The 11,826-nt window shown below is 75.5% G+C and carries 14 protein-coding genes; 2 read left to right on the forward strand and 12 right to left on the reverse strand.

Annotated features, from left to right (window positions below; genetic code table 11):
- Nucleotides 1–132: 132 nt before the first annotated feature.
- The 4 genes from CS2_RS15875 to CS2_RS15890 all read right to left on the reverse strand — a co-directional run bounded on the left by CS2_RS15875 (nt 133) and on the right by CS2_RS15890 (nt 3,604).
- Nucleotides 133–1,194 carry an aspartate-semialdehyde dehydrogenase gene (locus tag CS2_RS15875; protein WP_070320713.1) on the reverse strand — a complete coding sequence of 354 codons (1,062 nt, stop codon included), beginning with the start codon at nt 1,192–1,194 and terminating at the stop codon, nt 133–135.
- Nucleotide 1,195: 1 nt separating this feature from the next.
- Nucleotides 1,196–2,461: an aspartate kinase gene (locus CS2_RS15880; protein ID WP_046529329.1), complete on the reverse strand. Its 1,266-nt coding sequence runs from the start codon at nt 2,459–2,461 to the stop codon at nt 1,196–1,198.
- A 128-nt stretch (nt 2,462–2,589) separates the two neighbouring features.
- Complete coding sequence (locus tag CS2_RS15885; protein WP_046529330.1) at nt 2,590–3,069, reverse strand: DUF4395 domain-containing protein; 480 nt, start codon at nt 3,067–3,069, stop codon at nt 2,590–2,592.
- A gap of 73 nt (nt 3,070–3,142) precedes the next feature.
- Nucleotides 3,143–3,604, reverse strand: coding sequence for a thioredoxin family protein (locus CS2_RS15890; RefSeq protein ID WP_070320714.1), 462 nt, complete (start codon nt 3,602–3,604; stop codon nt 3,143–3,145).
- 175 nt (nt 3,605–3,779) lie between these two features.
- Between CS2_RS15890 and CS2_RS15895 the strand changes: the two genes are divergently transcribed.
- A complete protein-coding gene (locus tag CS2_RS15895) occupies nt 3,780–4,757 on the forward strand; it encodes an ABC transporter ATP-binding protein (RefSeq protein ID WP_070320715.1) in 978 nt (325 codons plus the stop codon).
- The gene (locus CS2_RS15900; protein ID WP_070320716.1) at nt 4,754–5,902 is read left to right on the forward strand and encodes an ABC transporter permease; all 1,149 of its coding nucleotides are present in this window, start codon (nt 4,754–4,756) and stop codon (nt 5,900–5,902) included. The genes CS2_RS15895 and CS2_RS15900 overlap by 4 nt, the downstream gene beginning before the upstream one ends.
- 62 nt (nt 5,903–5,964) lie before the next feature.
- Here the strand turns inward: CS2_RS15900 and CS2_RS15905 are convergent, their stop codons facing one another.
- From CS2_RS15905 to CS2_RS19150, 8 genes are all read right to left on the reverse strand, one after another.
- Complete coding sequence (locus CS2_RS15905; RefSeq protein WP_070320717.1) at nt 5,965–6,543, reverse strand: DUF5063 domain-containing protein; 579 nt, start codon at nt 6,541–6,543, stop codon at nt 5,965–5,967.
- A 25-nt stretch (nt 6,544–6,568) separates the two neighbouring features.
- On the reverse strand, nt 6,569–7,168 hold the full coding sequence (recR, locus tag CS2_RS15910; protein ID WP_046529335.1) for a recombination mediator RecR: 600 nt from the start codon (nt 7,166–7,168) through the stop codon (nt 6,569–6,571).
- Between the two features lie 381 nt (nt 7,169–7,549).
- Nucleotides 7,550–8,503: a sensor histidine kinase gene (locus tag CS2_RS19445; RefSeq protein WP_070320718.1), complete on the reverse strand. Its 954-nt coding sequence runs from the start codon at nt 8,501–8,503 to the stop codon at nt 7,550–7,552.
- Nucleotides 8,500–9,222, reverse strand: coding sequence for a response regulator transcription factor (locus CS2_RS15920; RefSeq protein ID WP_082740295.1), 723 nt, complete (start codon nt 9,220–9,222; stop codon nt 8,500–8,502). The genes CS2_RS19445 and CS2_RS15920 overlap by 4 nt, the downstream gene beginning before the upstream one ends.
- Nucleotides 9,222–9,584 (reverse strand): DUF4190 domain-containing protein, encoded by a 363-nt coding sequence (locus CS2_RS15925; RefSeq protein WP_070320720.1) that lies wholly within the window; start codon nt 9,582–9,584, stop codon nt 9,222–9,224. The genes CS2_RS15920 and CS2_RS15925 overlap by 1 nt, the downstream gene beginning before the upstream one ends.
- Before the next feature lie 62 nt (nt 9,585–9,646).
- Entirely contained in the window at nt 9,647–10,270 is a 624-nt protein-coding gene (locus CS2_RS15930) for a hypothetical protein (RefSeq protein WP_070320721.1), read from the reverse strand.
- Complete coding sequence (locus CS2_RS15935; protein WP_070320722.1) at nt 10,267–11,463, reverse strand: OmpA family protein; 1,197 nt, start codon at nt 11,461–11,463, stop codon at nt 10,267–10,269. The genes CS2_RS15930 and CS2_RS15935 overlap by 4 nt, the downstream gene beginning before the upstream one ends.
- A 161-nt stretch (nt 11,464–11,624) precedes the next feature.
- On the reverse strand, nt 11,625–11,826 hold a 202-nt coding region (locus tag CS2_RS19150; protein ID WP_070320723.1), incomplete at its 5' end, for a hypothetical protein.

Below are 11,826 nucleotides of genomic sequence, written 5' to 3' on the forward strand. Positions count from 1 at the left end.
CCGAAGGGCGGGGCTGGATCGCACTCTCACGGCTGTCCGGGCGGGGCGCCGCGCGGTGGCGCACGCACGAGAGGGCGATCCGGCACCGGTCGTGGTGCTGGATCGCCCTCTCACGCCAGGGGTGTCGCGGCGTCAGGCGCGCGTGATCCCGAAGCGGCGCTCCGCGAGGACCTCGGCGATCTGGACCGCGTTGAGCGCGGCGCCCTTGCGCAGGTTGTCGTTGCTGATGAACAGCGCGAGGCCGCGGCCCTCGGGCGCGCCCTCGTCCTGACGGATGCGGCCGACGAACGACGGGTCCTGACCGGCCGCGACGAGCGGCGTCGGGACGTCCGCGAGCTGCACGCCCGGGGCCGTCGACAGCAGCTCGGTCGCGCGCTCAACCGTGATCTCGCGCTCGAACTCGGCGTTGACGCTCAGCGAGTGCCCCGTGAAGACCGGCACGCGCACGCACGTGCCCGAGACCAGCAGGTCGGGGACGTCGAGGATCTTGCGCGACTCGTGGCGGAGCTTCTGCTCCTCGTCGGTCTCGTGCAGGCCGTCGTCGACGATCGACCCCGCGAGCGGGATGACGTCGAACGCGATCGGCGCGACGTACTTCTCCGGGGAGGGGAACGCGACGGCGCCGCCGTCGTGCACGAGCGCGAGCGTGTCCTGCTCGACCGCGGCACGCACCTGCGAGTCGAGCTCCTGCGCGCCCGCGAGGCCCGAGCCGGACACGGCCTGGTACGTCGACACGATCAGCCGGCGCAGGCCGGCCTCCTCGTGCAGCACCTTGAGCACGGGCATCGCGGCCATGGTCGTGCAGTTGGGGTTCGCGACGATCCCGATCTCGATCTCGTCGAGCGCGTCGGGGTTCACCTCGGACACCACGAGCGGCACGCGCGGGTCGCGGCGCCACGCCGAGGAGTTGTCGACGACGATCGCGCCGGCCGCGGCGAACCGCGGCGCGTGCTCCTTCGATGTGCCGCCACCGGCGGAGAACAGCGCGAGGTCGATGCCCGTGAGGTCGGCGGTCGCGACGTCCTCGACGACGACGTCGTCACCGCGCCACGGCAGCGTCGTGCCCGCCGAGCGCGCGGAGGCGAAGTAGCGCACCGACGCGACCGGGAAGTCGCGCTCGTCCAGCAGGCGGCGCATGACCGCGCCGACCTGGCCCGTCGCCCCGACGACGGCGATCCTCAGTCCCTCGGCCACGTCAGCGCCCCGTCCCGCCGTACACGACGGCCTCGGTCTCGGTGTCGTCCAGGTCGAACGCCGTGTGGACGGCGCGCACGGCGTCGTCCAGCTGGTCGGCGCGCGTGACGACGGAGATGCGGATCTCCGACGTCGAGATCATCTCGATGTTGACGTTCGCCTCCGACAGCGCGGCGAACAGCTTGGCGGACACGCCCGGGTGCGAGCGCATGCCCGCGCCGACGAGCGAGAGCTTGCCGATCGTGTCGTCGTACTGCAGCGACTCGAAGCCGATCGACGGCTGGTCGGCCGTCAGGGCGGCCGTGGCCGTGGCGCCGTCCGTGGCGGGCAGCGTGAACGAGATGTCCGTCAGGCCCGTCGCGGCCGCGGACACGTTCTGCACGATCATGTCGATGTTGACGCCGGCCTCGGCGACGATCTCGAAGAGCCGCGCGGCCTTGCCGGGCACGTCCGGGACGCCGACGACCGTGATCTTGGCCTCGCTGCGGTCGTGCGCGACGCCCGAGATGATCGGCTGCTCCATGCTGGGGTCCTCCTGGTCGGTGACGAGCGTGCCGGTGTGCGTCGAGAACGAGGACCGCACGTGGACGGGCACCTCGTAGCGGCGGGCGTACTCCACGCAGCGCAGACCGAGCACCTTGGCGCCGCTGGCGGCCATCTCGAGCATCGCGTCGTACCCGATGCGGCCGATCTTGCGCGCGGTCGGGACGATGCGGGGGTCGGCGGTGAACACGCCGTCGACGTCGGTGAAGATCTCGCAGACGTCGGCCTTGAGCGACGCCGCGAGCGCGACCGCCGTGGTGTCCGAGCCGCCGCGGCCCAGCGTCGTCACGTCGTTGGTCGACGGGTTGACGCCCTGGAAGCCCGCGACGATCGCGACCTCGCCGCGCGCGATCGTGTCCTTGATGCGGCTGGGCGACACGTCGATGATGCGCGCCTTGCCGTAGACCTCGTCGGTGATGACGCCGGCCTGCTGGCCGGTGAAGGACTTGGCCTCGACGCCGAGCGTGTTGATCGCCATCGCGAGCAGCGACATCGAGATGCGCTCGCCCGCGGTCAGCAGGATGTCCATCTCCCGCACCGGCGGCAGCGGCGTGACCTCCTGCGCGAGGTCGATGAGCTCGTCGGTGGTGTCGCCCATGGCCGAGACGACGACGACGACGTCGTGCCCGGCCTTCTTCGTCTCCACGACCCGCTTCGCGACGCGCTTGATGCTGGCGGCGTCGGCGACGGACGAGCCGCCGAACTTCTGCACGATGAGGGCCACGGGTCTGGACGCTTCCGGGAGACGGGCAGGACCCCGCGAGTGTAGGCCGGGCCCAGGATGCGGACGGGCACGGTTTCGCATGCCGGACGATGTGCGACCGCGCGCCCCCGCAGGCCCGAGCGGACGACTCAGGTGCGCGCGCGCAGGCGCGCACCGAGCAGGTAGAGCTCGCAGCCGAGGCACAGCCCGAACGCCGCGTTGAGGAACGCGGCCACCAGCGCCAGCGCGGCGGCCACCGGCACGGCCGCGGCCACCCCGAGCAGCGCGAGCAGCACCCCGAGGCCCGTGATGACCAGGCCGACGAGCTGCGCGAACCGCGGCGGGCGCGGGTCCTCCAGCTCCGTCGGCGGCACCAGCCGAGGGCGCACGACGTGCGCGAACACCCACGCCTGCCACGTGCCGCCGACGCCGCGCGCGGCGCCGGTCGCGAAGCCCGCGGCGACGACCGCGAGCAGCAGGGTCGCGGGCAGGCCGCCGCCCAGCAGCAGGACGACGACCAGCAGCACGGCGGTGAGGGCGGCCCCCACGCGCGGACCTCGCGGGTCGATCCCACCGGGCGCGGGAGCGGGAGCGGTGGGGACGGACGGCGTGGGACGGGACGAGGTCATCGGTGCTCCTGGTGCGTCGCGGGACGGTGTGCGGCAGGGCCCCGGCGGGGCCGCGGCCGACGTCCGGGCGACGTCAGCGGGCAGCGGCGTCCCGGCGGGGCCGCGGACAGGACGCGAGCGCGGCGAGCGCCTGCGCGCGGTCGGTCGCACCGGACATGCGCCCGACGACGGCGCCGTCCGGCCCCAGGACGAGGGTCGTCGGCGTCCGCAGGACGCCGAACCGCTCGACGAGGTCGAGCCGCTGCGCCGCGTCGAGCTCGACGTGGACGACGCCCGGCTCGGTCGCCGCCACGGCGCTGAGCACGCGGTGCGTGCTGCGGCACGCGGCGCACACCTCGCTGGAGAGCTGCACGAACGTCGCGCGCTCCCCCGGCGTGACGCCCAGGTCCTCGGCGCCCAGGCGCGCGTCCCGGGCGTCGTCGGCCGCGGACCCCGACCCACCCGACGCGCGGAACCGACCGTTGCGAGCCCGCCACACCAGGCCGATCACGGACGCGAGCGCCAGGACGGCGAGCACGAGGACGGGACCGCGCACAGCGTCCTCCTCACCCCGCCGACGGCACGGACGCCACCGGACCCGGGCACGATAACCCGACCGAACCGGTCTGCTCAACGCCCGTCCGCGGCACCACCATCGACGGACCCGCGCCCTGCACCCGTCCGCCCCGGGGTGGACGCGCGCGCCACCCGGGGCGTCCTAGCGTGACGTCATGCCTGGTGAGACGCCTCCCACCCCCGCGCCGTCGGTCGGCATCGAGGTCAGCGGCCTGCGCCGCGCGTTCGGTGCCGTCAAGGCCCTCGACGGCGTCGACCTGGTCGCCCGTGCCGGTGCCGTGACCGCGCTGGTCGGGCCCAACGGCTCGGGCAAGACCACCCTCCTGCTGGTCCTCGCCGGCCTGCTCGTCCCGGACGCCGGGCACGTGCGGGTCGCGGGCCACGACCCCGTGACGCAGAGCGCCGCGGCCCGCGCCCGCACGGGGTGGATGCCCGACGCGTTCGGCACGTGGGACTCCCTCACGGCGCGCGAGGTGCTGACGACGTTCGCCGCGGCGTACCGCGTCGACCGGGCCGTCGCCGGCGCGCGCGTCGACGAGCTGCTCGCGACCGTGCACCTCGACGAGTACGCCGACCAGCCCGCCGCGGTGCTCTCGCGCGGGCAGAAGCAGCGCCTCGGGCTGGCGCGCGCGCTCGTGCACGACCCGCAGGTGCTGCTGCTCGACGAGCCCGCCAGCGGCCTCGACCCGCGCTCGCGCGTCGACCTGCGCCTGCTGCTGCGCCGGCTCGCCGACGAGGGCCGCACGGTGCTCGTGTCGTCGCACGTGCTGTCCGAGCTCGACGAGATGGCCGACGACGCCGTGTTCCTGTCGCGCGGCCGCACGGTCGTGGGACGCCCCGGCGGCGACGCCGCGACCGGCCTGCGCACGTGGCACGTGCGCGCGCTGGACCTGGGCGCGCTCACGACGTGGCTCGAGTCGGCGGACGTGCCATGGCGGCCCGACGAGCGCGCGCTCGGCGCGGCACCCGGCGGCACCGTCACGGGCGGCGTGCTCGTCGACGTCGCGGGCGAGACCGCCGCCGCGGCGCTGCTGCGGGACGCGGTGACCGCGGGCGTGCCCGTCGTGTCGTCGGCGCCCGCCGGCAGCGCGCTCGAGCAGGCGTACCTGGCCCTGGAGGAGGAGCGGCGATGACCGTGCAGACCCCGGCCCCCGCGGCCGCGACCCCGCCCGCCGCCCCGCCCGCCGTGGGCACCTGGACGCTCACGTGGCACGGCGTGCGGACCGTCGCCGCGCTCGAGCTGCGCCAGCGCGTGCGGTCCTCGCGGTGGAAGGTCGCGCTCCTCGTGTGGTTCGCGGTCGTCGCCGCGATCACGCTGCTCGCGGGCGGCGTGCTGCTGTTCGTCGACGAGGGCTCCCGCGACACGCAGAGCCGTGGGGTCGTGCTCGGCGCGGTCGTCACCGTGCTCGTGCTCGGGCTCGGCCTGCTGGTCACGCCGACGCTCACGTCGACGGCCGTCAACGGCGACCGCGGCGCGGGCACGCTCGCGACGCTGCAGGTCACGCTGCTGTCCCCGGTCGAGATCGCGCTCGGCAAGCTGCTCGCCGCGTGGGCGTCGGCGTGCGCGTTCCTCGTCGTGAGCCTGCCGTTCTACGTGATCGCGCTGCTCATGGGCGGCGTGCCCGTCTGGACGCTGCCGCGCGTGCTGCTGCTGACGGCGCTGCTGCTCGCGGCCGTGTGCGGCATCGGCCTGGGCTGGTCGGCGCGCGCCGCGCGCCCCGCCGGGTCGACCGTGCTGACGTTCGTCACCGTGGCCGCCCTCACGGTGTTCTCGCCCGTGTTCTTCGGGCTCACGTTCCCGTTCCTGTCGAGCACGCAGGAGGTCCAGGTCTACGGCGTGCCCGACGAGTACTGGGCGTCGCTCGACGACGAGGACCTCGCGTCGTCCACGCCGCCCGCACCCACGTGCGAGGTGTTCACCGCCCAGCGGACCGTCGCGCACACCGAGGGCACGTGGTGGCTGCTCGCGATCAACCCGTTCGTGATCGTCGCCGACGGCGCGCTGCCCGGCACGTCCGTCGGTTCCGGGTCGGTCGTCGACGAGGTGCGCAGCAGCACGCAGGGCGTGCGCGACCTGCGCCTGGGCGAGCCCGACGTGCGCGACGAGTGCGGCGACTGGGGTGGCGACGGCGCACCCCTGCCACGCGACCACGCCGGCCCGGTCTGGCCCTACGGACTGGCCGCGAACCTGCTGCTGGGCGGGCTCGGCTTCGTCACGGCGGTGCGGCGGCTGCGCATCCCGCAGCGCACGCTGCCGCGCGGCACGCGCGTGGCCTGACGGCGTCGGGCCCGGCGGGGTCACGCCGGTCGGGTCGCGCCCGGCCGGCCGACGCGCCCGGGTCAGGGCTGCAGCGCGTCGTACTCCGCCTCGGCCGCGACGTCGTCCGCGACGTCGAGCCGCACGTGGGCCAGGATCGTCTGGATCGCGCGCAGCGTCGACGCCGCGCGCTCGCCCCAGTCGGACAGGTAGCTGAACTGCCACCACCACAGGGCCTCGAGCACGTGGCCGCGCTCGTGGTGCGCGAGACCCTGCGTGAGCGCCCCGACGATCGCCACGAGGTCGCCCGAGATCGTCGACTCCTCGACCTCCGGGCCGAGCAGCGGGTCGACGACCTCGACGTACTCGTCGATGCCCTCGAGCAGGTTCGCGAGGCTGGTGCGCAGCGGCTCGAGGTCCGCGTCGGGCCCGACGTCGGGCTCGAACCGCGACGTCGGGACGACGTCGGTCGTCGCACCCAGCCGCGCACCCGCCGCGAGCAGGTCGGACAGCGCGAGCAGCAGCAGCGGCAGCGACGCCTCGGGCGCCGAGCCCGCCGCGACCTCCGTCACGGTGGTGAGGAACCCGCGGGACTCGCCGGCGACGGCCTCCCCGATCTCGCGCAGGTCCGCGTCCGCCACGGGTCGCTCGTCGGTCGTCATGGTGTCCCCTCCGTCGTCGTCGACGTCACGCGCTGAGCCGGCGACGGCCCTCGAACGCGCGGCCGAGCGTCACCTCGTCCGCGTACTCCAGGTCGCCGCCCACGGGCAGGCCGGACGCGAGCCGGCTGACCGTGAGACCCATCGGCACGAGCAGCCGCGCCAGGTAGGTCGCGGTTGCCTCGCCCTCGACGTTCGGGTCGGTGGCGAGGATGACCTCGGTGACCGTGCCGTCGGCCAGGCGGGTCATCAGCTGGGCGATACGAAGGTCGTCCGGGCCGACGCCCGCGATCGGGTTGATGGCGCCGCCGAGCACGTGGTACCTGCCGCGGAACTCCCGCGTGCGCTCGATCGCGACGACGTCCTTGGCCTCCTCGACCACGCAGATCGTGGTGGGCAGCCGGCGCGGGTCGCGGCAGATGCGGCACTGCGGCTCCTGCGCGACGTTGCCGCAGATCTCGCAGAACTGCACGCGCGCCTTGACCTCGGTCAGCGCGTCCGCGAGCCGACGCACGTCGGCCGGGTCGGCCGCCAGGATGTGGAACGCGATGCGCTGGGCGCTCTTGGGGCCGACCCCGGGCAGCCGCCCGAGCTCGTCGACCAGGTCCTGGATCGCGCCCTCGTACACCCCGCCAGCGTAGTTCCCCCGCCGCGGGCCGCCCGCCACCCCTCCCGACCCGACCCGCCGCACTCTTCTGCCCCAGCCGCGCGCACTGGTCACACGAGTGACCGTCTGCCGACCTCCGATCGGAAGACGTGACCAGTTGCCACCGCCGCGGTCACACCCCCACAGGGCCCCACCGGCCGCGCGACCGGGCCGACCGGCCAGGTCGCCGGGTGAGTCCGACGTCCGAGGCGAGAACCGCATCCGCTCGACGGCGCGAACTGGTCACAGAAGCGACCAGCTCAAGCGCACCTGCGGGGATCCCTGACCAGTTGACGGCGGGTCGGAGACCACCAGGGGTGCACCAGCCAGATCCGCGACCACCAGCAGACGCACCAGCCGGCGTCAGGGGCGGTCGGCGGGCAGGTGCAGACGGACGACCGTGCCGTGGCCGACGCGTGAGCGGAGCGTCGCGCGGCCGCCGTGCCGCTCGGCGATGACGCGCACGAGCGCGAGGCCCAGCCCCGAACCCGGCGTGCCGCGCGCGTCACGGCCGCGCGCGAGCTCGTCGAACACGACGCCCACCTCGTCGTCCGGCACGCCCGGGCCGGAGTCCGCGACCTCGACGACGACGGTCCCGCCCTCGTCCGACCCGCGGACCTCCACCGGCGTGCCCGGCGGCGAGAACTTCACGGCGTTGCCCAGCAGGTTGTAGACCGCCAGGTACAGCAGGTCGACGTCGCCGCGGACGTGCGGCAGCGGCCACGGCACGGTCGGCAGCGACACCGTCACCGCGGGGCGTGGGCGGCCCGCCGCCTGCGCCTGCGCGAGCACGTCGTCCACGGCGTCGCGCACGACCTGCGCGACGTCGACGTCCTCCTGCTCGATCGGCTGCGTCTCGAGCTCGGCGAGCTTGCGGAGGTCGGCGACCAGGTGCGCGAGCCGGCCCGCCTGCGCGTCGAGCGTCGCGTGCGCGCGCGCCGCGCCGTCGTCCGACGCGGCCGCCGGGCCCAGGCCGGCGACGGCGGCACGGATGGCCGTCACCGGGTTCTTCAGCTCGTGGTCGAGCCGCTGCAGGAACCGCCGGTGCCGTGCGCGCTCGTCCGCGCGAGCCGCGGCCTCGGCGTCCGCGACCGCCGCGGCGCGCACGCGCACCCGCCGACCGCGCGCGGCCCCCACGGCCACGACCGCACCCGCGACGACCACCCCGCCGACGGCGAGCGCGAGCGGCAGCCGCGTCGTCACGACCAGCACCCACGCGCGCCCGCTGAGCGCGAGCGCACCGCCCGCCACCAGGCCCAGCAGCGCGACCGCACCGGCCACGACGAACCACGGCCGCAGGCCGCGCGGCACGCTCACGCGCGCACCCCGCGCGTCACCGTGCCGCAGAACCGGTACCCCGCCTGCGGGACGGTCTCGACGAACCGCGGCGCACCCGCGTCGTCCCCGAGCACGCGCCGGATCTCCGCGACCCGGTGGTCGACCGCACGCGTCGTCACCATCGACTCGAACCCCCACAGCGCCGACAGCAGCCGCTCGCGCGTGAGCAGCTCACCCGGGTGCGTCACGAGGTAGTCGAGCAGCAGCGACGCCTTGGGCGTCAACGCGACGGGAGCGCCCGCGAGCGTCACGCGCCGTGCCGCGCGGTCGATGCGCAGGTCCCCGCTGACCAGCACCTCGGCCGTCGCGAGCGGCGGCTGCCCGGGCACCGCGCGGCGCAGCACGGCCCGCACGCGCGCGAGCAGCTCCTGCGGGTCGAACGGCTTGTTGAGGTAGTCGTCAGCGCCCTCCTCGAGGGCCGCCGAGCGCTCGTAGGACTCCCCCACCTGCGTCAGCAGCACGACGGGCGTCCAGTCGCCGCCCGCGCGCAGCCGCCGCACCAGGCTGCGGCCGTCGAGCCGCGGCATGAGGACGTCGCACACCAGGATGTCCGCGGGCGTGGCCGCGTGGACGTCGAGCGCCTGCTGCCCGTCGCCCGCCGTGCTGACGCGCAGCCCCGACCGCTCGAGGAACGGCGCGAGGCCGTCGAGGATCGCGCGCTCGTCGTCGACGAGCAGCACGTGGGGCGCGTCGTCCACTAGCGCGTCCCCCACCACAGGCTGCCGCCGACGAGCAGCACCATCGCCGCGTACACGAGGCACATGCCGTACCCGAGCACGAGGCCGATGACGGCCATCCAGCCACCGCCGTCACCGGTGCGCCGGATCTGCGCGAGCCCCATGTGGCCGAGCACCACGGGGATGAGCGCGAAGCCCAGCAGGCCCGTGACGAACGCCGCGATGGCGAAGGGGTTGATGCGGCGCGTGACGTACGGCTGACCGTACGGGCCCGCACCGGAGGGGGAAGCGCCGTAGGGCGCGGCGGCGGGCGGCGTGCCGTAGGGCGGGGGCGTGCCGGGGCCGGGCGGGGTGCCGTACGGCGGCGGGGTCGGGGTGCTCATCGGGGTCCTCCTGTCGGGGCGGGTGCGTGGGGTGGGCGTCCGGGACGACGGGTGCGGAGCCGTCAGCCGTCGACGTCGAGGCGGACGACGCCCACGGGGCCGTAGCCGACGTCGGCGCCGGACGCCTCGACGCGGGGTGTGCCGTCCTCCCACGCGACGCGGACGCCCGCGCCGTCGACCGTGACGGTGCCGACGTCCGCGACGACGGCCCACACGCCCGCGGCCTCGACGACGAGGTGCTCGACGCGACCCGCGACGACGCGCGTGTCGGCGCTCTGCACCGACAGCGTCGCGCAGTCGTCCGTGACCTCGACGGTCGCACCGACCTCGACGACGGTGAGGTCGCCGCCGCCGCACGTCGCGGTCTGCGTGACGGACTCCTGGAGCCCGGCACGCTCGAGCAGCGGCGGCAGACCCGAGCCGCGCTGGGCGCCGGCCGTGGCCGCCGGGGTGCCGCCGAGGCCCCGGCGGTCGCCCGACCGCGTGGGCGCCGGGACCGGCTGCACCCCGCCGTCGTCCGCACCGGTCTCGGCGTGGACCGCGAGCTCGTCCGTCGGCGCCGGCGTCGCGTCGGCGTCGACGACCCGGACCGAGCACGCGCCGGCGAGCACGGCGACCGCCGCCGCGACCACGACCGGGGCGACGACGGCGCGGGCGCCGACCACCGTGCGCGGACGCCGCGTCACGACGGCACCACGATCTCGACGCGCCGGTTGAGCTGGCGACCCGCCGGGTTGTCCTGGCCGTCGAGCTCGTTGGGCGCGACGGGGCGGGACTCGCCGAACCCGACGGCCTCGAGGTCGCCGCCCATGCCGCGCTGCGCGAGCGCGGCGACGACGGCCGTGGCGCGCTTCTCGGACAGGGTCTGGTTGTACGCGTCGTCGGAGACCGAGTCGGTGTGGCCCTCGACCCGCGCCGCCGGGACGTCGGCGAGCACGGCCGCGACCGCGTCGAGCGTGGCCGCCGCGTCGGGGCGCACCTGCGCGCTGTCGAAGTCGAACAGCACCGACGAGTCCAGGACGAGGCGCGTGCCGCACGACGGCACCGGCGCGATGACGCCCATCGACGGGAAGCTCCCCAGCGGCGGCACCGGCGGCAGCGGCTCCACCTCGACCGGCGTGCCGTTCACCAGGCCCGTGCCGTCGCCGTAGTTGTTGATCGTCAGGTCGGCCGACGCGTACAGGCCCGAGCCGTCGCCGTAGTTCGTGATCGACACGTCGCCGTCCGACGCCGTGCCCGACCCGTCGCCGTAGTTGGTGATGGAGCGGTCGCCGCGGGACCACGTGCCCGACCCGTCGCCGTACAGCGTCACCGCCGTCGTGCCGTCGGCGTAGCTGCCGGACCCGTCGCCGTAGCTCACGACCGAGGTCGCGCCGTCGGTGTACGTGCCCGAGCCGTCGCCGTACACCGTGACCGCGACGCCGTTGAGGGAGTACGAGCCCGAGCCGTCGCCGTAGTTGACGACCGACCCGTCGGGGCCGGTGAACGTGCCCGACCCGTCGCCGTACGCGAGCAGCTCGCCCACGTCCGTGCCCTCGGCCTCGCAGCGCTGCGTCTCGACGCGCACGCCCGGCAGGTCGCCGACCGCGTCGTCGACCTGGATCGCGAAGCCCGCGAGCGACGCGTCGAGCATGCTGAGGTCCGGCAGCAGGAACATCGGCACGGGCGGGATCTCGCCGGGCCCGTAGCCGTGCACGGTCGAGACCGCGGGGCCCGTGGGCGTCGGCGACGGCGTCGTGCGCTCGGGACGCGTCGGGGCGGGGCTGGCCGGGGCGGCGTCCTCGACGGACGCGCCGCAGGCGGTGAGCAGCGTGCCGGTGAGCAGGACGGCGAGGGCGGTGGCGGTGCGGCGGACGGGCCGGGCCGTGACGTCGGACATGGCACACAACGTAGGGCGAAGCGCCCATGCGGCGATCGTCGGGACGTCGCAGGGGTGTCGCAGTCCTGCGACAGGGCGTCGCAGGTTCACCCAGGCGGACGAGCGCGCACTCACCGGAGCCACGGCGGCGAGGGCGCCGCGGGCCGTCGACGGGTGCCGCGTCAGATGTCGGTCTGCTCGTCGATCACGCGGCCGCCGAGCACCTGCGCCACGAGCTGGACGCCCACGAGGTTCGACTGGCCGATGGTCGGGTCGTCGGGCGACGGCTCGTCGGGCTCCTGCACACGGCTGCGGGACTGCGCGGCGGCCGCGCGCGCGGCGGCGACGCCCCGCTCGCGCGCGGTCGCGCCGGGGCCGAGGGGC

The organism is Cellulomonas iranensis NBRC 101100 = JCM 18110, from assembly GCF_001552375.1.
Taxonomy (GTDB): Bacteria; Actinomycetota; Actinomycetes; order Actinomycetales; family Cellulomonadaceae; genus Cellulomonas; species Cellulomonas iranensis.